The following is a 20721-nucleotide window of genomic DNA, read 5'->3' on the forward strand; positions in this document are numbered from 1 at the left end:
TAAACGGCACGGCGCTTGCTTTTTTAATCGTTATGAACACAGAACCGACATTATTTCGACGCCTGATCACACCCTACCGCAAATTGCTCGGCGTGCTGGCGGCTGTTTGCCTGTTCAACACTGGCAGCCCTGCCCTTGCTGACGCGGTTACCTTGCCTGACATGCTTATCGGCGTCACTCAGGGCTTTCTTGAATTCACCGTAGAGGACTATCTGGCGACCAGTCAAACGGAAGGTCGCTACGAGATCCAGGTCAACCCGCTCGACCCGCGCATGCACATGCCCATGTGCGACAAGGAATTGACAGCCACGCTGGAGAGTCCCAGGCCGCTGGGACGGGTCACGGTCAAGGTCCGCTGCGAGGGCGCCTCCCCCTGGACTGTCTTCGTACCCGCTCAAATCCGCCTGTTTCGCGATGTCGTGACCACCGCCCGACCACTGCGCCGTGCCGCCATTGTCGAGCCAGGGGATGTGGTGCTGCGCGAGCGCGATATCAGCCTGATAAGCCAGGGCTACCTGACCTCCCTCGACCAGGCGATCGGGCAGCGACTGACCCGACCAATGGTCACCGACCAGGTGATTACCCTGGTGCATATCGAACAGGCCGAGGTGATCCGCAAGGGTGATCAGGTGGTGATTACCGCCCGCAGCGGTACGCTCAGCGTGCGCATGCCCGGCGAAGCCCTGTCCAACGGCAGCCTCAGCGAACAGATCCGGGTGAAGAACCTCAACTCCCAGCGGGTCATCAAGGCGCAGGTCATGGCGCCGGGGCAGGTGGAGGTGTCCATGTAAGGCGCTCTGCTCATCGGAATGTGGCGCTTGCCGCGGCGGTTCCCTAGACTGTGTTCCATGCAGGGCAAGCGCTGACGCGCGCGAGGCTCATTGATAAATGAGCCTAAAGTTTTCCAGGGAATGGCCGAAACCATGGCAAGCGTCCAAATTCCCAGAGGTTTTTTATCATGGTCATCGATTTCAGCCGTTTGAACAGCTCCTCGTCCCTTACGGGCAGTACACGTACCGGCGCCAGCAAGGAAAGCGCCGAAACCGGCAAAACCGCGCCGCTGGAATCCGCGGCCGAACAGGCCGGTACCGTCAACAGCGGGGAATCGGTACATCTCAGCAATGAGGCTCAACAGTTGCAGAAGGTCAATGACAAGCTGCGCGATCAGCCTGCCGTCGACAAAGCCCGGGTGGCCGAGTTGAAAGCAGCGATTGCCGATGGCAGCTATAAAGTCGACAGCAACCGTGTAGCCAGCAAACTGCTCAACTTCGAAGCCCAGCGCTAGGCCAACGCCGGCGCCAGGCTTTTGGACGCTTAAAACCCAAGGCCAGCCATGCACGACACCAATTTACTGCAACTGATCACCGACGACTTTGCTCCAGCGCAACAACTGCTGGAATTATTGCAGACCGAATCCCTCGCCTTGCATGGCCGTGACATGCCATTGCTCGAGGACATCCTGGCGCAGAAACAGGCATTGGTCGTCCTGCTCGAACAGCATGGCCGCAAGCGCAGTGAAATTCTCGCCAGCCTCAACCTGCCGACCAACCGCGGCGGGCTGGAGCAACTGGCCAGCCAGTCAAGCATTGGCGACCAGTTGCTGGCGCAAAGTGACGTGCTGACCGATCTCCTGGCCCAGTGCCAGGCCATCAACGCCAACAACGGCCAGTCGATCCTCACTCAGCAGGCCGCTACGGCCACCCAGCTGAAAATCCTCACCGGTGGTGAAACTCCGGCGCTTTACGATGCCAGCGGAACATTCTCCAAGCTTGCTAAGCCGCGCCCGCTCAGTCAGGCTTAGGCCGCTTGATGTGTCCGCTCTATCCAAGACGCGAAAGATGCTGGCAAAATGCTGGCTAGCCGTAGTCAAATTTTGCCTGGAGATTGATTAACCGTGTCCAATGCCTTATCCGTGGATGATGCTCCGCAGCCACCCAAGGTGCTCTCCACGCCCTTGGAAATCTCCAGCAATCTGCGCCAGCTGCTCGAAAGCCATGACCCGCTGATCATCACGTTCCACGAGCGCAGCCAGCGCTTCCAGAGCTATCTGGTGGACCTGGACCGTGAAAGCAACATGATTGCCCTGGACGAAATGATTCCTCGCGATGGCGAGCGCTACCTGATGGCGGGCGAACCTTTCAGGATCGAAGGCTTCCACGAAGGTGTGCGCATTGCCTGGGAAAGCAACGGCCAATTGAAGATCGACGAATCCGGTGGCAGCCGCTGCTATCGCGGCACCCTGCCCGATGAAGTGGTGTACCACCAGCGCCGCAATGCGTTCCGCGCGGCACTGAAGCTGGCGCAACTGGTCAACGTCAATCTCGACGGCGAAAAGCTCAAGGCTCCCATCAGCGGCAAGCTGCTGGATATTTCCGCTACCGGCTGCAAACTGCGTTTCGACGGCGACATCACGGGCAGCCTGCAACTGGGTCAGGTGTACGACCGCTTCAACGCCGACCTGCCCTTTGGCAAGATGACGGCTCCGGTCGAGTTGCGTTATCTGCACTTCGAAGAAAAGATCTCCACCACCTTCGCCGGCGTTCGCTTCCACAACATGAGCGGACTGGTGCAGCGCCAGGTCGAACGCTTCGTCTACCAGCTGCAACGTGAAGCGCGCCGCTTCGACAAAGACGACATCTGATAGACACCTCCACAAAAAACGGGCAGTCCCTTGCGGTGACTGCCCGTTTTTTGTGCCCCGGCTTTAAGGCCTGGCCTCGCTGAAGTTAGGGTCCCGCCCTGTATCAGGGTCTTGCGGCGGTTGATCGGTTTCAGTTTCGGTGACGGCTTCAGGTTCTGGCCCGGTACTCACAGGAGTGTGCATCTGATCCTGCACCACCTGCTCATCAACACGCGGGTCGAGGCAAGCCACCAGTGGCGAACTCGTCATATTGTCCGGCATGGCCACGTGATGCAGCGGTGCGTCGTCGACCTGATGCAGGTTGGTCACCGCTTTCGGGCGAATCCGCCACACCAGCACCAACGAAAAGAAACTGAAGAATGCATAGAGCATCTGGCTGCCAAACAGCTTCATCAGCACACCTGCCACCAGTGGTCCGATACTCGCACCCACGCCATAGGTGACCAGCAACATCGCCGTCAGGGACACCCGGCGATCACCTTCGACATGGTCATTGGAGAACGCCACCGCCAACGGATACAGGCAGAACTGCACCAGCGAGCAAAGGAACCCGGCGATGAACAATACCTCCAGCGGCACCTGCGGCATGATCGCCAGCGGCAGGGCAGCCAGTGCCAGGCTGAACGCGAAACTGCGGATCAGCACGGCCCGATCGTAGCGGTCGGACAACCAGCCCAACGGCCACTGCACCAGCAGACCGGCAAAAATGCAGCTACCCATGAACAGACCGACCTGCTCCGTGGACAACCCTTGCTGTGAGGCATACAGCGGCGCCAGACCGTAGAACGAACCGACAATCAGGCCCGCCCCGAGCACCGTACTCAATGATTGCGGGACACGCTTGATAAAGAATCGTGGCTCCATCGGTGCAGGATGCAAGGGTGCAGGGTGAATCCGCCGGGTCAGGGCCACAGGCACCAGACACAGGGCAAAACACAGGGCGACCAGCATCAGCAGCTCCAGCCCCAGCGCCGGGTGCATGACCAGAATCAACTGCCCCAGCACCAGGCCCAGGTACGAAGCGATCATGTAACCGCTGAACACCATGCCGCGCTGATTGGCATCGGCCTGCTCATTGAGCCAGCTCTCGATCACCATGTACTGGCACATCATGCCCAGACCCACTATGACCCGCAGGAACAGCCAGGCCGGCAGCCAATCGACCAGGCCATGGCCCAGCACCGCCGCGCCGACGATCCCGGCACAGGCCGAGTAGGCCCGGATATGCCCGACCCGGGCAATCAAGCGGTGACCGATCTTGCCCCCCAGCACCAGGCCGAAATAGTTGGCGGCCATCAACGCACCGACCCACAGGCTGTCGACATTGTCGGCCGCCAGGCGCAGGCCCAGGTAAGTACTCAACAGGCCCGAGCCGATCAACATCATCAGCGAGGCGAAATACAGTGCTCGAAAGGATTTCCAGATTTGGCGCATCGGCGTTCCGAGCGGCTCCTTGCAGTGAGAATCGGCTATCGCTAAACGATAGCCGGATGTCGACAGATCGTCAGGCCTGGGCGGCTAAAACACGTCGTTCCCAGGGAGTAATTTCATCATGGAAGCTGCTCAGCTCCAGGGTCTTCGAAGCGATGTAGCCTTCGATGAATTCCGTGCCGAACAGTTCCTTGGCCAACTGGCTACGTTTCAGACGCTCAAGTGCCGCATGCAAGGTACACGGCAATGAAAGATTGTCTGGTACTTCGAATTCACCCTGGATCGGTGCGCTCGGCTCCAATGCGTTCTCGATGCCATGCAACCCTGCCGCCAGGCTTGCGGCAATGGCCAGATACGGGTTGGCATCGGCCCCGGGCAAACGGTTCTCGACCCGACGGGCCACCGGCAAACTGGCCGGGATACGCAGGCCGGCCGCCCGGTTATCGTGGGACCAGCAGGCATTGTTCGGCGAGGCGTAAGGGTGGCACAAGCGCTGATAGGAGTTCACGTTCGGCGCAAACAACGCGGTGAAGTCGGCCATGCACACTTGCTGACCGGCAATGAAATGGCGGAAGGTGGCCGTCTCCTGCCCCGCCTCGTCACTGAACACGTTACGCCCCGAATCGATCTCGACCACGCTCTGGTGAATATGCATCGAACTGCCCGGCGTATGCGCCAACGGCTTGGCCATGCAAACCACGCTCAGGCCGTGCTTGAGGGCAACTTCCTTGAGCAGGTGCTTGAACAGGAACGTCTGGTCGGCCAGCAGCAATGGATCGCCATGCAGCAGGTTGATCTCGAACTGGCTGACGCCCATCTCGTGCATGAAGGTATCGCGGGGCAATCCCAGCGCCGCCATGCACGCGTAGACTTCATTGAAGAACGGCCGCAAGCCGTTATTGGAACTGACGCTGAACGCCGACTGACCGTCCTCGCGGCGACCATCCTGCCCCACCGGCGGCTGGAACGGCTGAGTCGGGTCGGTGTTAGGCGCAAAAACGAAGAACTCAAGCTCGGTCGCCACCACGGGCGCCAGGCCGCGGGCCGCGTAACGGGCAATTACTGCCTTGAGCTGGCCACGGGTCGACAGATTGGAGCTGGTGGTAGTGCCCAGTTCGTCCGCGTCGCAAATGGCGAATGCCCGCGGCGGGTTGCTCCAGGGCAAGCGGTGGATTTGTGCAGGGTCCGGAATCAGCGCCAGGTCGCCATCATCGCTGCCGTAAAAACGCGCTGGCGGGTATCCGCCCATGATGCATTGCAGCAGCACACCCCGCGCCAACTGCAAACGTCGACCGTCGAGAAAACCCTCGGCGGTCATCACCTTGCCCCGTGGTACGCCGTTCAAATCCGGCGTGACACATTCAACTTCATCAATGCCCGTCAATCGCTGTGCGAGTGAACTCAGGCCAACGGTCGTCATGACGCTATCCTTGTTATCGTGCGGGCCGCGAACGGCGACCGTACAAAATAGGCTCCGCGTGTTCGGAATTTCAAGCAGCGTCGATAAATATGCTGCCTGTCAGGGCAGGCAAAGACGAAACACCCCGCCGCCCAACGGACCGCCATTGCTGATTTCGGTGTGCCCGCCCACGCCGTTGCGTTGATGCAGTGCAGCAATTCGCCCCGCAAAATACAGGCCCAGGCCGGTGCTGCCGGTGCTTTGATTGATGCCCTGGGCATAATCGGCCTGACGCTCGATCATCTGCGCCGGATACCCCTCGCCATCGTCATTGATGGTCAACACCAGTTGCCCGGCTTCGTCACTGACACTGATCAGAACGGCATGCCGTGCAAAACGAATGGCGTTGTTGATGCAGTTGGCCAATACCGACGCAATCAACTCGCGGTCGAAGAAACCCAGCGGGCTCAGCGGGTCCACTTCATAGGTGGCCATGATGCCGCGGCTGGCGAACACCTCTTGATGACACGCCAGTTGCGCTTCGATGAAGTCGTCCAGCTCATGGTAGGCCGGTTGCAACGGCATCTGGTTGACGCCGAGCTTATACAGCCCCAGCAACTGCACCAGCATGCCGTTGAGGTGGGCGAACTCGAAGTCGATCACGCCCTGCTCCGGCGTCTGCTGCGCCGATTCCGGCAATCGCGCCAGCCACTGGCTGTGGGCCTGCATCAGCATGGCCAGCGAGTTCTTCATGTCGTGCACGGTGGAGGCGATCACCGTGGAGAAGTCCAGTGCCTGTTCATTGTCGTTCATTGGCCAAACGCCTTGCTTTTAAGCTTTTGGTAACGTGGAAACCGCGCGTCGGAGTCGGGCATCAGGCCGACCATTTTCAGGCAGGTCCGGCATTCCTCCAGCTCCGCCGAAGCAACGCTGGTATCGGTGCCGTGCAACAGCGACTGCGCCAGGTTCAGGGCGATACTGATGTTCTTCGGTTGCATCGCCAGGGCTTTGCGAAAGACCTGTCGGGCCTCCACCAGATTGCCGGTCTTGTAGACGCGCACGCCCTGACGGTTGAGTTCAGCGGCGGCGTTGCCGGCATTGAGGATGCTCGGGTCGTCGGTCTGCTTGGCGATGTCCTTCATGACCGCCGGATCGTCGCCGTAGATTTCCACGCAGTTTTTCAGCATCGCGGTGCCGGCCTCGGACTGCCCGAGCATTTTCAGTTGCTTGGCCACCAGCAACGCAGCTTCGGCGCTCATGAATTGCTCCATGCCATCGAGGCGCAACAGGGCCTGCTCGGTGAGCTTGTCGGCCGTTTCCGCATCGTTGATCAGCAGACTGGTGGCCTTCATCAAACGCGCACGAATTTGCAGGCCAGGGTCGCCAGGGTTGTCCTTGGCCACTGCGCTCAACGTGGTATTGATTTCCAGCCGGGTGCGGGTATCCAGCCCCCTGTCGCGGCCCTTGCTGATCAAGGCGTGAGCCAGGCCGAGGTTACTTTCAGGGTCCTTGAAACGTGACTGCGCGCCTTGGGCTACCGCCTGACGATAGGCTCTGGAAGCGGTATCGAAGTCCTCGTTGGTCATAGCCAGCTTGCCCAGCAACGCTTGCCGGCGCACCGCCAGCGGCGACAGGCGAATCGCTTCTTCGAGAACGCGCTGCGCACCCTTGGTGTCCCCTTCGGCGACCAGCACATCAGCCATGCCGTCATACAGTGACGGCATCATCGGGAACACTTTCAGGGCTTTTTCGTAGATACCTTTGGCCTGCGCGACCTGACCGCGCTTGAACAGCAACTTGCCCAGCCCGGCAAACGCCCATGGCAACGGACGGTCGGCGATGATGCCGTCGTACAGCCGCTCCAGCGCTTCGTTCTGATTGAGGTCGCGCAAGGCATCGGCGCGATAGCGCAGGCACAACGGCGAGTAACGAATGTCTTGCTTGCACAAGGCGATGCAGGCGTTGAGCACCTCCATCGGCTTGCCCCGGTCGAGGGCCTGCAGGATCGGCTTGAGCAAAGTCTTGCGCTGCTCAAGGCGCTCCAGGCGCTGGGCCAGGCTGGAACGGTTGAACGGCTTGGTCAGGTAGGCATCGGGCTCATGCTCCAACGCACTGAGCACCATGGCCTGGCTGGTTTCGGCGGTGACCATCACGAACACCGCTTCATGGCTGATCAACTTTTCTTCCATCAGGTCTTCGAGCACCTGCTGGCCGTTCTTCTTGCCGTCGCCCAGGTGAAAGTCCTGCAGGATGAAGTCGTACTGCTTCTGCGAACACATTTTCAGCGCCTGTTCGCCGGTATCGGCAGTGTCCACTTCCTTGACACCCAGCTCGCGCAGCATCGAGCGAACCGAACTGCGGAAGTCCGAGAAATCATCGACGATCAGAAAACGCTTTTGGTGATACGACAGCATCGAAGATTTCCAGGCAATTTAAGAAGAAGAACCCAAAGGCAAATACACGGACGGACTCAGCTTCGCAGCCCTTGATTTGGCGCGCAGATGATAATTGGTAGCCCTTAGCCATCAAACAGTTTCTCATCGTCAATCAGCACATGCACTGACCGCCACAGATGAAGAAGCTCGTAACTGCCAGGGTTATCGGCCAGCCATGGCATTCCCTTGAGAACCTCCCCCAACGCTCACTCTGAACAGGTGAAGGCGTTTCTGAAAACGAGACGTCGCGCACAAAAAAGTGCTGAAACATGAACACCAGCAATGCATGAACTCCAGCAATTGCCAGTGGCGGGCCAGGCAGATTTCGCCGATAAATTGACCAGGCCGATATTAGCGCTCCTAAGTTATCGCCACTCGTCGATTAATTGACGACCATGATGTGGATCAGGTCTTGGCAATTGGCCATCTATGGCGGGCCTAATACCTTGATTTTCGAGGGTTACTCCCCCTTCTCGAGAGAATCGGACAGGCCTGGCCGCACTGGACCTGGATCGAGGACTGACGGACGGGTGGGCCGGTAGCGCTCCGGGTTGACCTAGAATCAGTTGAGAGGCGGGAGGGAGCAAATCATCATGCGCAAACCACTGATAATTACTCGTATTTATCTGTTCTCCCGGGCTTTGGCTGCCTTCTGGAAACGTTCGCGCCGCCTGCCGGTGGAAGCCATCATGGGCTTTTCAAAGGGGTCAGGAAGATGATGACCGACCCAAAAGAGCCGATTGGCGTGATGCTGATCGATTGTCGCCCCCTCGTACTCATGGGCCTTCACGACTTGATCAATGCCAGAAAGCCCCGGATGGAAGTGACAGGACAGGCCACCACCTATACCCAGGCACTGGATCTTGCCGATCAGCTGCGGCCCGATGTGATTTTTTTCAGTTTCTTTCCGGATGCGCTCAATCCTCTGGATGTCGTCGCCGGACTCACCCGTAGCGCCGAAATGAAAGTGCTGCTGCTCAAGGGCCTGTACGAAGTCGTCCCCGCTGCCCAGGCGATAGAGGCTGGCGCTCGCGGCATCGTGCTGGCGGAAGACCCGACGGAATCGATTATCCAGGCCATCCTCAAGGTCCACCATAGCGACAGCGCAATGGATAGAGCCTGGGCCGGTGGCCTTTGCGGCTATGCCGCGAACGGACATATCCCCATGAAATGCAATCTGGAGCGGGCAAAACAGGCGCGGTTGACGCTGCGCGAGAGAGAGCTGATTCGCGCCATCGTAGGCGAACCGTCCGCCAAATATGTAAGCATCGCCGGGCGCCTGGGGATCAGCGAGCACACCGTGCACAACCACCTCAGCAACATTTATCAAAAGCTTGATCTGATCAACCGCATCGACTTGCTGATGTATGCGCTCAAGCACGGGCTCAACAACGAAGCACCGACCGAGTCCGCCTGGGTGGAACTGGATTGAATTTCAGGTCGATACAAAGCGGTCTGCCCTTAACTTTCAGGGGCCTGGCCGTCACTGTTCCACCCTCCTTGTAGCTGGCCCGGGACTGAGTGCCCTCGCAAGACTGATGTCGACTTCGGTAAATCCTGCCTCGCCCACCTGCACCGACCCTCCACGCTCTTCAAGCCTTGTGCTGCCCGGCAGTTCGCAACGCATGGGATCATGGGGATTTCGCATCAGAACAGCAAAAAGAATGCGAGGGTGGTTTCCTGCGCCACCCTCGCATCCGTTCATGCGCGCAAAGCCTCAGGCGCTGCCAAAAAAGATGTCGGTACTCTGAACATCGACCCCGACCAAGGTGATGGTCGTTGTTTGTCCGCCCGTCTCGGCAACCGTCACGACGCTGTCTGCGCCGGTGTTGTTGATCGATTGAACAACAGCGTTCGGGTCACCGTTGAGTACCAGTTTGTCTTGCACGCCCGAGCCCACATCGAAGCCGCTGACCTGGTACAGGTTTTCATTGACTGACAGATCGATGTTGAACGCATCCTGCTGACCGATGGTGCCAACCAGCGAGAAGTCGAAGGTGGCGTTGGCCGGGTCGTTGGCGAACAGGTTGGCGGCAAACGTACTCGTCGCCGAGTCCCCATCCTTGTCCGTCAGCGTCGCGCTGAACGCCAGCTGGACATCGCTGGCCAGACTCTCGTTCTGCTGAATGAACTGGATTACCGGGATCTTGACGTCGCCCCGGCCCATCGTCAGCTGGACAGCGTCGATCAGTGTCGTGCCCTCCTTCTGCACGAGGAAGGACACCTGCCCGCCAGCCTCCGGCGTCAGGGTGTTCACCTCGACGAGGCTCGAATTCGTGCCATCGGCGTAGTAGATCCTGTAGTACAGGTCCTCGGTCGCCGTGTTGTAGCCCGCCACGGAGTTGTCGATGAAGACCTTCATTCCCGCCAGAAGGCTCTCTGGATTGATGACGAAACTTTCATCGGCAGCGCTGATTGCCGCCAGGTTATCTCCCTGGAAAACGTTGTTGCCGACGCCGATGCCGGACGTGCTGACGTTCATCGCCGCCGGGTCTATGTAGGACGGCAGGGGGGTGGTTTGCAGCGTGGCTTCGGTGGGGTCGGGTGCTCCGAGCCCGATGCCGGTCAGGATGTCCGCGGTCGACGCAAGCGCCTTCGCGGAAAAGAACACGATCTCCTCGGATGTCGAAGGAATAGCCGGGTTACTCGTCTCAGGAATCAACAATGTGCGCACCGAGTCCGGGCCGCCGGCATCGAGCGAGCCGTCGGCACTGCTGAGCACGATCGTCGAACTGAAGCCCTGCACCAGATCCAGTGCATAGCGACCATCGGCATAGGCGGTCAACGTGTAGTCGACGGTGGTATTGGCCGTTGCAACGTTGTTGTCGAAATCACCGGTCAAGGTTCCCGCGAACTGGTACGCGCCATTGACATCCGGTGACTGCGCCAGCTCGGTGAGCGTGCCGGTCCCGGTCGTGGTCGTGTTGTCTGGTCTGACGAGGGTGAACTGGTTATTGACCAACGAGATATCCAGACCGGCCGCACCCAGCCCGTCGGCTCCGGTCGCCATATTCCAGAACCCGGATTGCGCCAGGACGCTGCCGGTCCCGATCAGGTTGCCGAAACTGAGTGCCGGCCCGTCGTCCTTGAACACCAGGTTCTGCCCGATGTTCAGCGTCGCCTGGGCGCTGTCGCCGTCCCCGTCGGTCTTGATCGCCGTCAGCGTCACCAGGTTGTCCGCGGTCAACGTCCTCGAATCATCTGGATTGTTTGGGTCGGAATGCACCACGGCGCGCAGTTGGTCGAGCGTGACGCTGCCATTGGCGGCGACACTGACCGTGAACACCAGCAGGTTGCTCGTGGCCGTGCGACCTTCGACCACAGTGCCATTGAGCGACAGGTTCACCGCCTGGCCCGAGGCCGTGTCCGTCAGCCCGGAAGCCCCCGCCACCACGCCCAGCGCATAGGTCAGGGTGCCCGCCCCATCGGCGCCAAATTCCGAGTTGAAGTTGGCGGCGAAGCTCTGGGTGGCGTCGGTCGTCAGTAGCGTCTCGTCCACTGTCAGCGTTGGCTCCGTGCCGGTGGTGGTGATGCTCGGCCCGTCGTCCTTGAACACCAGGTTCTGCCCGATGTTGAGGGTCGCCTGGGCGCTGTCGCCATCCCCGTCGGTCTTGGTCGCGGTCAGCGTCACCAGGTTGTCCGAGATCAGGCTCGTTGAATCATCGGGATTGGTTGGGTCGGGATGTACCACGGCGCGGAGCTGATCGAGCGTGACGCTGCCATCGGCGGCGACACTGACCGTGAATACCAGCAGATTGCTGAGGGCCGTACGCCCTTCGACCACAGTGCCATTGAGCGACAGGTTCACCGCCTGGCCCGAAGCGGTGTCCGTCAGCCCGGAAGCTCCCGCCACCACGCCCAGCGCATAGGTCAGGGTGCCCGCCCCATCGGCGCCAAACGCCGAGTTGAAGTTGGCGGCATAGCTCTGGGTCGCGTCGGTCGCCAGTAGCGTCTCGTCCACTGTCAGCGTTGGCTCCGTGCCGGTGGTGCTGATGCTCGGCCCGTCGTCCTTGAACACCAGGTTCTGCCCGATATTGAGGGTCGCCTGGGCGCTGTCGCCATCCCCGTCGGTCTTGGTCGCGGTCAGCGTTACCAGGTTGTCCGAAGTCAACGTCGTTGAATCATCGGGATTGGTTGGGTCGGGATGTACCACGGCGCGCAGTTGGTCAAGCGTGACGCTGCCATCGGCGGCGACACTGACGGTGAACACCAGCAGGTTGCTGAGGGCCGTACGCCCTTCGACCACAGTGCCATTGAGCGACAGGTTCACCGCCTGGCCCGAGGCCGTGTCTGTCAGCCCGGAGGCTCCGGCCACCACGCCCAGTGCATAGGTCAGCGTCCCGGCACCATCAGCGCCAAACGCCGAGTTGAAGTTGGCGGCAAAGCTTTGGGTGGCGTCGGTCCCCAGTAGCGTCTCGTCCACCGTCAGCGTTGGCTCCGCGCCGGTGGTGCTGATGCTCGGCCCGTCGTCCTTGAACACCAGGTTCTGCCCGATATTGAGGGTCGCCTGGGCGCTGTCGCCATCCCCGTCGGTCTTGGTCGCGGTCAGCGTTACCAGATTGTCCGAAGTCAACGTCGTTGAATCATCCGGATTGGTTGGGTCGGGATGCACCACGGCGCGCAGTTGGTCAAGCGTGACGCTGCCATCGGCGGCGACACTGACCGTGAATACCAGCAGATTGCTGAGGGCCGTACGCCCTTCGACCACAGTGCCATTGAGCGACAGGTTCACCGCCTGGCCCGAGGCCGTGTCCGTCAACCCGGAAGCTCCCGCCACCACGCCCAGTGCATAGGTCAGAGTGCCCGCCCCATCGGCGCCAAACGCCGAGTTGAAGTTGGCGGCATAGCTCTGGGTGGCGTCGGTCGTCAGTAGCGTCTCATCCACTGTCAGCGTTGGCTCCGTGCCGGTGGTGCTGATGCTCGGCCCGTCGTCCTTGAACACCAGGTTCTGCCCGATATTGAGGGTCGCCTGGGCGCTGTAGCTCTGGGTGGCGTCGGTCGTCAGTAGCGTCTCATCCACTGTCAGCGTTGGCTCCGTGCCGGTGGTGCTGATGCTCGGCCCGTCGTCCTTGAACACCAGGTTCTGCCCGATATTGAGGGTCGCCTGGGCGCTGTCGCCATCCCCGTCGGTCTTGGTCGCGGTCAGCGTTACCAGGTTGTCCGAAGTCAGGCTCGTCGAATCATCCGGATTGCTTGGGTCGGAATGCACCACGGCGCGCAGTTGGTCAAGCGTGACGCTGCCATTGGCGGCGACACTGACGGTGAACACCAGCAGGTTGCCCGTGGCCGTGCGACCTTCCACTACGGTGCCGTTGAGCGACAGGTTCACCGCCTCGCCCGAGGCCGTGTCCGTCAACCCGGAGGCTCCCGCCACCACGCCCAGTGCATAGGTCAGAGTGCCCGCCCCATCGGCGCCAAACGCCGAGTTGAAGTTGGCGGCATAGCTCTGGGTGGCGTCGGTCGTCAGTAGCGTCTCATCCACTGTCAGCGTTGGCTCCGTGCCGGTGGTGCTGATGCTCGGCCCGTCGTCCTTGAACACCAGGTTCTGCCCGATATTGAGGGTCGCCTGGGCGCTGTCGCCATCCCCGTCGGTCTTGGTCGCGGTCAGCGTCACCAGGTTGTCCGAGGTCAGGCTCGTCGAATCATCCGGATTGCTTGGGTCGGAATGCACCACGGCGCGCAGTTGGTCGAGCGTGACGCTGCCATTGGCGGCGACACTGACGGTGAACACCAGCTGGTTGCCTGTGGCCGTGCGGCCTTCCACTACGGTGCCGTTGAGTGACAGGTTCACCGCCTCGCCCGAGGCCGTGTCCGTCAACCCGGAGGCTCCCGCCACCACGCCCAGCGCATAGGTCAGGGTGCCGGCACCATCAGCGCCAAACGCCGAGTTGAAGTTGGCGGCGAAACTCTGAGTGGCGTCAGTCGCCAGTAGCGTCTCGTCCACTGTCAGCGTTGGCTCAGTGCCGGTGGTGCTGATGCTCGGTCCATCGTCGTCGAAGATGATCTTGGAACCGATTTCGGCTTTCGAAATAGAGGCCTGGACCAGCGTGAAAGCACCGATATCAAAATCGGCGTGCTCATTGCCCTTGGCATTGACGGCCGCCCCGTTCTCGACGAGCACGCGGTTGTGGTCCGACGTCGTGGTGTATTCAATCTGGTAGCCGGCTTTAACGCCGGTGATTGTTGCTACCCCTGCTGCAAAGCTGATGGAGATGGCCGGATCATTCACCGAGCCGTTTGAATTCTCGATCACCTGCCCGGTACTGTTGAAGACGCGAACATTGGTGATGGCAATCGACGTATCACCCACATATCCATTGATGAAATTCGTGCCAGGCTCAGCAGCAGTGCTGAATGCGCTGACCCTTACCACGGCACTCTTGCCGCTTTGCAACTGCACAATGTCGAAACTGGCCGACTTCGCATTGAAGACATCGGTAAAGTCGACGTTGGATTCAAGATCGGCTTCGTTCTGGTCCAGGTTGGGAATGGTCACATTCTGCCTGGCACCCGTGACGAACGAAAAGCGGATGCCCTCTTGCTCCACAATCATCTGATTGTTGGTACCGAAGGTGGTAGGCCCCCCCGCCTGGCTGGTATTGATCGTGTCGCCCGTCGTTATATTGAAACCGTTTGACTGGTCTGCGGGGTTCTTGCCGGTGGCGATGATGGTGGGATCCGTAATCCGCAACACACCACCGACATCGACAACGTTCGGGTTCGCCTTGGTGAACATCAGAAAGAGGTTCTGACCGGAGGGCGCATTGGCCAGGCTGAATTCCATATCCTGGCTGGCCCCGATGAAAACCTTATCCGTCAGATTGAGCGAATCATCGGCATTCGTCATGACGGGATGTTTGAGTGGTTGGTACTCCACGGTCCAGATCTTGCCGCCCGTGACCGGCGATCCGGTTTCTTCTATATAGGCAGCGAACACGATCGCGCCAGTTGCGCTTCCGGCTCGGCCCACGACGATGTTGTTGTTCGTATCCGTATAGAGAAGGATGCTGGTGCCATCGAGGGTATCCAGTCCGCTGTCCACGCCATTGAGCGGTGCACCGGAGCTGCCGACGAAGCTGATATCGGTAATGGTTGCTCCGGGGTCAGCGGTGATGGTGAAGGCATTGCTGCCCGTGTTGCCCGCGGCACCGGTATAGCCACTCAAGGCCGCGCCCGTGGCAGTACCCGCCCCAAGTGCGGCTAAACGGGTAGTGAAGGTCGAAGGCAGGGACGCCACCAGAATGTCGTTGTCGTCAGCGTCCCCCGCAGGGGTTGGCGTGGCAGTGGCGTTCTGCAACCCGGCCGTTTCGTCCAGTGTCACGTCCTCGCCAGTCGCCACAACGCCCAAAACGCTGTCCGTAAACGAAGTTGTCGCCACGGCGTCGTCACCGGTGCCGACGACTCCATCGACGCCTGCAGAGGCCGCGGTGAGCAGAAACGTCGCGCCTGCCGAGTCGTCGGGATTCACGTACCAGGAGGTGGTGACGCTGCCGTTAACCTGGCCGTCGAGATCGCCGGCACCGCCATCGGTCACGGACCAGGGCTCGTGACCCGCGCCGGTGTTGATATCGAGCACATCGTCGGACGTACCCCACACGCCATCCGCGCCAGCACCGACGGCGTGGTCCACTTCGAGCGTCACAGTGCTGCCGGCAGCGAAACCGCTGGCTGTAATGATGGCAGTGCTGCCCGGTGCGTAGTCTTTAAGGTTGGTGGTGACGGTCGGTATGTAGGTAAAAGTCCAGTCGTGGTTGACGGGTGAAGGATGGTCACCGGCGTTACTGGCCAAGTCATTCGTTGGCGATGAGGTTTTCTTGCGCATAGCCATGACTTTCTCCTGAGCGGGGGTCCAGTCATCGAAGGTCGACCTTGGACCATTTTCTGATCTATAGGTCCAACTATGAACAAGCACTGCAGGCCGCACATCGGCGGAAACTCCCAGACGGAATGGGAGATTCAGACTACGTGGGAGAGGAGGAGGGAAAGTCGCGAAGACAGGGTTGATATCTTCGATAAATCCAGGGCACCTGAATCTGTCGAATTTTATCTACAAGTCGTGAAAAGGAAGCGTTGAAACAGGCGGGGAGCTGCAGAATATGGTGTCCCAGGGCAGGTTCGAATCGAACCTTCCCCTTAGGAGAGGCTCAAGGCGCTCAAGGCGCTCAAGGTCGACTCTATGGGACTGGGCCGCTATCTAGATACCGGTGAAAGCAACCGCCTGCGTGAAGCGCTGGACGCGCTCCAGGACGAAGCGCGGGCCGAGCGCGAGACAGCGAACAAGTAGCGAGCAGACCGGGGAAAAGAGCAGATGCAAAGTTTGCTGCAGTGCCCTTCACCGATCACTTGAAACCCATGGTGCTGGTGTCAATGAATACCGGGACGAGGTGTGGCGAGCTATTCGACCTGAAATGGTCGGCACCTGGGTGGCAATCGTCCGTGGTTCTCGTGCCCGTGTTGTGGCAGTGATCTTTCAACTAAAACAATGTGAATCTGTTTCTTATGGGCGACGCAAAGCACCGCGCACAACAACTCACAAACCCAATCAGCAGCATGCCGCCCGCCATCAAGGGATTACTTAGTGGGAGTAGGCGTAAATAATCAAAACAATGACAAAGGAAAAACCGAGAAAGCCTTCAACAAAACCGTCACCTTGCACGCTACAAAACCAATCGACGGTAGTCAGCCAGCACATGCGTCAGATAGGCATTGAAACGCCCGGCCGCGGCACCATCGATGACGCGATGATCCCAACTCAAACTCAATGGCAGCATGCTGCGCAACACCACCTGCCCCTCCTCAAGGGCAAGTCTGTCGACACTTTTACCCACGCCGAGTATCGCGACTTCGGGAGCATTGATGATGGGTGTGAAATAGGTTCCACCGATGCCGCCCAATGATGAAATCGAAAAACAGCCGCCACTCATATCGGTCACGCTCAACTTGCCCGCACGCGCCTTGGCAGCCAGCTCCGACATTTCCTTGGCAATCGTCAGAATGCCTTTCTGATCGACATCCCGGATCACGGGCACCACCAGACCGTCTGGGGTATCGGCGGCAAAACCAATATGAACATAACGCTTCATCACCAACTCGTCACCGTTGAGACTGGCATTGAACTCCGGGAATTTTTTCAACGCCGCCGCACAGGCTTTCATCAACAATGCCAGCAACGTGACCTTCACCCCTCTCTCTGCGTTTTCCCTATTCACTTGGAGGCGGAATTGTTCGAGTTGGGTGATATCCGCATCATCATGATTAGTGACATGAGGGATCAACACCCAATTGCGATGCAGGTTGGCGCCGCTGATTTTCTTGATCCGCGACAATGCCTTGGTTTCCACTGGCCCGTACTTGGCAAAATCGACCACCGGCCACGGCAGCAATCCGCCCAAGGGTTGAGCCGCCGAGGAAGTGGCCGTCAGCGGCTGAGCGCTCAAAGCCCCTTTCACATGGGCCAATACGTCATCTTTGGTGATGCGATGACGCAGCCCGGTCCCTTGAATACTTTGCAGCGAAATTCCCAGCTCTCGGGAAAACTTGCGCACCGAGGGCGATGCCAGAGGCAAGTTTGTCAGCAGACCAGGTGCCTCGATTGAAGCGACCGGCATCGGCTCAACCTCTATTGCAATGGGCTCTGCCGTCGATTCAACGACTGGCTGTGGCTGAACCAGCACTTGCGCTGGCTGCGATGCTTGCAGTTCACACTCGACCAAAGCAATCGGCGAGCCTTCACTGACTTTATCGTCCAGTTTGACCACCAGAGATTGCACTACACCGGTGTGCGACGATGGAATTTCCATGGACGCCTTGTCTGTCTCGACAATGATCAGGGTTTGTCCCTCGACTACCGCATCCCCCACCTTGACCTGGATTTCGATAACCCCCACATCCTTGGCATCGCCAATGTCAGGCATACGAACTTCATGCACGTTATTCATAAACACTTCCTGAAAAGTAGTCAGGCCGGTGCCAGCCGGCATGACCTGTAAGACCCAAAATTCGATACGATCCAACGCCAGCCGCTAGGCTTCCCAAGGCGCCATGCTGTCAACATCGATGGTGTACTTGGCGATGGCCTCGGCACAGACACTCGCATCAAGAAGCCCCTCATGAACCAAGGCAGTCAGAGCGCTCAAAACGATCTGATGGCGGTCAACTTCGAAGAAGGCCCGCAGTCTGGTGCGGGTATCGCTGCGGCCGAAACCGTCGGTGCCGAGCACGGTATAACGGGCGTCGAGATAGCTGCCGATCAACTGTGGCAAGGCGCGAACGTAATCGGTACAGGCAATGATCGGCATCGAAGCGTTGAGCGACGCGTGCACGTGACTCTGCCGCGCCGGTTGATCGGGGTGAAGACGATTCCAGCGTTCCACTTCACGGGCATCACGTGCCAGCTCGGTGAAACTGGTGACGCTCCACACTTGGCTGTCGATGTCCCAGTCGCTGGCGAGTAATTCGGCTGCGGCAATCACTTCGCGCAGAATCGTGCCGGAGCCCAATAACTGGACGCTACCTCGGGCATGCTCCACCTCATAGCACTCAAACGCATACATACCCTTGATGATCGCGTCTTCGACACCTTCCGGAAGGTTGGGTTGTGGGTAGCTCTCATTCATCAACGTGACGTAGTAGAACTCGTCCACCTGGTGCTCCAGCATCTGGCGCATGCCGTGGTCCAGAATCACCGCGAACTCACCGGCGAACGCCGGATCGTAGGCGCGGCAGTTGGGCACCATCGACGCCATCAAGTGGCTGTTGCCGTCCTGGTGTTGCAGGCCTTCGCCGCCCAGGGTCGTGCGTCCTGCGGTGGCGCCGAGCAGGAAGCCGCGAGCGCGTTGATCCGCCGCCGCCCAGATCAGGTCGCCGATGCGCTGGAAGCCGAACATCGAGTAGTAGATGTAGAACGGCAGCATGGGCAGGCCATGTACCGAATAACTCGTCGCGGCGGCCACCCAGGAACTGATCGCACCGGCCTCGCTGATGCCCTCTTCTAGAATCTGACCGTCCAAAGCCTCGCGATAGCTGAGGATTGAACCAATGTCTTCCGGCTCATAACGCTGGCCGACGCTGGAGTAAATGCCGATCTGCTTGAACAGGCTGGCCATACCAAAGGTACGCGCCTCATCGGCCACGATCGGAACGATGCGCGGCCCCAGTTGCTTGTCCCGCAGCAACCCGCTGAGCATCCGCACGAAGGCCATGGTGGTGGACATTTCCTTGTCTTCGGCAGTGATCGCAAACCCGGCATAGCTATGGATGTCCGGCACCGCCAATGACACGGAGGTCGAAGGCCGCGTAGGGATGTACCCGCCCAACACTCGACGACGTTCATGCAGGTAACGCATTTCAGCGCTGTCTTCCTCGGGCTTGAAGAAGCTCAGGGATTCAGCCTGCTCATCGGTCAACGGCAAGTTGAAGCGATTGCGGAACGCGATCAGCGCGTCCCGGTCGAGCTTCTTCTGCTGGTGCACGGTCATCTTGCCCTGCCCGGCATCCCCCATGCCGAAGCCTTTCTTGGTTTGCGCGAGAATAACCGTGGGCTTCTTGCCTTCGAGCATTGCGTTTTGATAGGCGGCAAAGATCTTTACCATGTCGTGACCACCGCGTTTGAGGCGATCAATCTGCTCATCGGTCAGACCCTGGGCCAGATGAGCCAAAGCCTCGTTCTGGCCGAAGAAATGATCTCGGTTGAAACGCCCGTCTTTTGCCGCGAAGGTCTGGAACTGGCCATCGACGGTGTTGGACAACGCATTAACCAAAGCGCCATCGGTATCCCGCGCAAACAGGCCATCCCAATCGGAGCCCCAGACCAGTTTGACGACGTTCCAGCCGGCCCCACCGAACAGTGCTTCAAGCTCATCGATGATGCGGCCATTGCCACGAACCGGACCGTCCAGACGTTGCAGGTTGCAATTGACCACCCAGACCAGGTTGTCGAGCCCTTCCCTTGCGGCCAGAGTCAGCGCCGACATACTTTCCGGCTCGTCCATTTCCCCATCGCCGAACACGCCCCAAACGGTTCTGCCCTTGGTATCTTGCAAACCCCGATGGTCCAGATAACGCATGAATCGCGCCTGGTAAATCGAACTGATTGGACCGATGCCCATGGACCCGGTCGGGAATTGCCAGAAGTCTGGCATTAACCACGGATGCGGATAACTCGACAAGCCGCGCGCACCATTGGCTCGAGCGCCAATCTCCTGCCGATAGTGCTCCAGATCCTTCTCGTCGAGACGCCCCTCAAGAAAGGCCCGGGCATAGACACCCGGTGCTGAATGCGGCTGATAGAACACCAGATCGCCGCCGTTACTTTCGGTTCGCGCCTTGAAGAAGTGGTTGAAGCCCACTTCGAACAGATCAGCGGCGCTGGCGTAACTGGCGATGTGCCCGCCCAATTCGCCATAGGCATGGTTGGCCCTGGCTACCATGGCCAACGCATTCCAGCGCATGATCGAGGCGAGGCGCTCTTCGATGGCCAAGTCTCCCGGAAACACCGGCTGACGCTCGACACTGATGGTATTGATGTAGGGAGTGCCGTGGGTGGGCTGCCAGCCAATGTCCGAGGCGCCCGCCACGGCCACCAGCATGTCGAGGATTTTTTTGGCTTGGACACTGCCACCATGGGCAATTACCGAAAGCAAGGCATCACGCCATTCGGCGACCTCTTGAGTATCTTCAACGACTTGGCCCGGATTTTGGACCTGAAGATCAGATGGATTCATAGCCACCTCCAGCAAATTGATTGAACGCATCAAAACCTTGGAAAACGCTGTCTTCACAGCTGCCCGATTCACTGTTGCAGTTGTTGATACTTG

General features: G+C 59.4%; 13 protein-coding genes. 6 read left to right on the forward strand and 7 right to left on the reverse strand.

What is annotated here, in order from left to right; genetic code table 11:
• The first annotated feature begins 32 nt into the window (after positions 1-32).
• The 4 genes from flgA (at position 33) to PPUTUW4_RS21020 (ending at position 2641) form a co-directional block, all read left to right on the forward strand.
• Positions 33-791: a flagellar basal body P-ring formation chaperone FlgA gene (flgA, locus tag PPUTUW4_RS21005; protein ID WP_015096473.1), complete on the forward strand. Its 759-nt coding sequence runs from the start codon at positions 33-35 to the stop codon at positions 789-791.
• A gap of 167 nt (positions 792-958) precedes the next feature.
• Positions 959-1285 (forward strand): flagellar biosynthesis anti-sigma factor FlgM, encoded by a 327-nt coding sequence (flgM, locus tag PPUTUW4_RS21010; RefSeq protein WP_015096474.1) that lies wholly within the window; start codon positions 959-961, stop codon positions 1283-1285.
• 48 nt (positions 1286-1333) lie between these two features.
• Positions 1334-1801 (forward strand): flagellar protein FlgN, encoded by a 468-nt coding sequence (locus PPUTUW4_RS21015; protein ID WP_015096475.1) that lies wholly within the window; start codon positions 1334-1336, stop codon positions 1799-1801.
• Between the two features lie 93 nt (positions 1802-1894).
• Positions 1895-2641 (forward strand): flagellar brake protein, encoded by a 747-nt coding sequence (locus tag PPUTUW4_RS21020; RefSeq protein ID WP_015096476.1) that lies wholly within the window; start codon positions 1895-1897, stop codon positions 2639-2641.
• 63 nt (positions 2642-2704) lie between these two features.
• On the opposite strand, the gene PPUTUW4_RS21025 is transcribed toward PPUTUW4_RS21020, so the two are convergent.
• The 4 genes from PPUTUW4_RS21025 to PPUTUW4_RS21040 form a co-directional block, all read right to left on the reverse strand.
• A complete protein-coding gene (locus PPUTUW4_RS21025; RefSeq protein WP_015096477.1) occupies positions 2705-4075 on the reverse strand; it encodes an MFS transporter in 1371 nt (456 codons plus the stop codon).
• A 70-nt stretch (positions 4076-4145) separates the two neighbouring features.
• Positions 4146-5390, reverse strand: a complete 1245-nt coding sequence (locus PPUTUW4_RS21030) for a glutamine synthetase family protein (protein ID WP_177325120.1) — start codon at positions 5388-5390, stop codon at positions 4146-4148.
• A gap of 201 nt (positions 5391-5591) precedes the next feature.
• Positions 5592-6284, reverse strand: a complete 693-nt coding sequence (locus PPUTUW4_RS21035; protein WP_015096479.1) for a HAMP domain-containing sensor histidine kinase — start codon at positions 6282-6284, stop codon at positions 5592-5594.
• On the reverse strand, positions 6281-7885 hold the full coding sequence (locus tag PPUTUW4_RS21040; protein ID WP_015096480.1) for a tetratricopeptide repeat-containing response regulator: 1605 nt from the start codon (positions 7883-7885) through the stop codon (positions 6281-6283). The genes PPUTUW4_RS21035 and PPUTUW4_RS21040 overlap by 4 nt, the downstream gene beginning before the upstream one ends.
• Before the next feature lie 614 nt (positions 7886-8499).
• On the opposite strand from PPUTUW4_RS21040, the gene PPUTUW4_RS30525 reads away from it, so the two are divergent.
• On the forward strand, positions 8500-8625 hold the full coding sequence (locus PPUTUW4_RS30525) for a hypothetical protein (RefSeq protein WP_265102313.1): 126 nt from the start codon (positions 8500-8502) through the stop codon (positions 8623-8625).
• Positions 8625-9338, forward strand: a complete 714-nt coding sequence (locus tag PPUTUW4_RS21045; RefSeq protein ID WP_041474940.1) for a response regulator transcription factor — start codon at positions 8625-8627, stop codon at positions 9336-9338. The genes PPUTUW4_RS30525 and PPUTUW4_RS21045 overlap by 1 nt, the downstream gene beginning before the upstream one ends.
• A gap of 285 nt (positions 9339-9623) precedes the next feature.
• On the opposite strand, the gene PPUTUW4_RS27645 is transcribed toward PPUTUW4_RS21045, so the two are convergent.
• The 3 genes from PPUTUW4_RS27645 to mdeB form a co-directional block, all read right to left on the reverse strand.
• Positions 9624-15734 (reverse strand): DUF5801 repeats-in-toxin domain-containing protein, encoded by a 6111-nt coding sequence (locus tag PPUTUW4_RS27645; protein ID WP_015096482.1) that lies wholly within the window; start codon positions 15732-15734, stop codon positions 9624-9626.
• A gap of 829 nt (positions 15735-16563) precedes the next feature.
• Positions 16564-17844, reverse strand: a complete 1281-nt coding sequence (locus PPUTUW4_RS21060) for a dihydrolipoyllysine-residue acetyltransferase (RefSeq protein WP_015096483.1) — start codon at positions 17842-17844, stop codon at positions 16564-16566.
• A gap of 84 nt (positions 17845-17928) precedes the next feature.
• Positions 17929-20628 (reverse strand): alpha-ketoglutarate dehydrogenase, encoded by a 2700-nt coding sequence (gene mdeB / locus PPUTUW4_RS21065; RefSeq protein ID WP_015096484.1) that lies wholly within the window; start codon positions 20626-20628, stop codon positions 17929-17931.
• Positions 20629-20721: the final 93 nt, after the last annotated feature.

The sequence above is a fragment of the Pseudomonas sp. UW4 genome, from assembly GCF_000316175.1.
Taxonomy (GTDB): domain Bacteria; phylum Pseudomonadota; class Gammaproteobacteria; order Pseudomonadales; family Pseudomonadaceae; genus Aquipseudomonas; species Aquipseudomonas laurylsulfatiphila.

Excerpts from the sequence above, each read along its gene's own strand:
- PPUTUW4_RS21035 (WP_015096479.1), bottom strand. The coding sequence starts at position 6,284 with ATGAACGACAATGAACAGGCACTGGACTTCTCCACGGTGATCGCCTCC.
- PPUTUW4_RS21015 (WP_015096475.1), top strand. The coding sequence starts at position 1,334 with ATGCACGACACCAATTTACTGCAACTGATCACCGACGACTTTGCTCCA.
- PPUTUW4_RS21060 (WP_015096483.1), bottom strand. The coding sequence starts at position 17,844 with ATGAATAACGTGCATGAAGTTCGTATGCCTGACATTGGCGATGCCAAG.
- PPUTUW4_RS21030 (WP_177325120.1), bottom strand. The coding sequence starts at position 5,390 with ATGACCGCCGAGGGTTTTCTCGACGGTCGACGTTTGCAGTTGGCGCGG.
- PPUTUW4_RS21025 (WP_015096477.1), bottom strand. The coding sequence starts at position 4,075 with ATGCGCCAAATCTGGAAATCCTTTCGAGCACTGTATTTCGCCTCGCTG.
- mdeB (WP_015096484.1), bottom strand. The coding sequence starts at position 20,628 with ATGAATCCATCTGATCTTCAGGTCCAAAATCCGGGCCAAGTCGTTGAA.
- PPUTUW4_RS21045 (WP_041474940.1), top strand. The coding sequence starts at position 8,625 with ATGACCGACCCAAAAGAGCCGATTGGCGTGATGCTGATCGATTGTCGC.
- flgA (WP_015096473.1), top strand. The coding sequence starts at position 33 with ATGAACACAGAACCGACATTATTTCGACGCCTGATCACACCCTACCGC.
- flgM (WP_015096474.1), top strand. The coding sequence starts at position 959 with ATGGTCATCGATTTCAGCCGTTTGAACAGCTCCTCGTCCCTTACGGGC.
- PPUTUW4_RS27645 (WP_015096482.1), bottom strand. The coding sequence starts at position 15,734 with ATGGCTATGCGCAAGAAAACCTCATCGCCAACGAATGACTTGGCCAGT.
- PPUTUW4_RS21040 (WP_015096480.1), bottom strand. The coding sequence starts at position 7,885 with ATGCTGTCGTATCACCAAAAGCGTTTTCTGATCGTCGATGATTTCTCG.
- PPUTUW4_RS30525 (WP_265102313.1), top strand. The coding sequence starts at position 8,500 with ATGCGCAAACCACTGATAATTACTCGTATTTATCTGTTCTCCCGGGCT.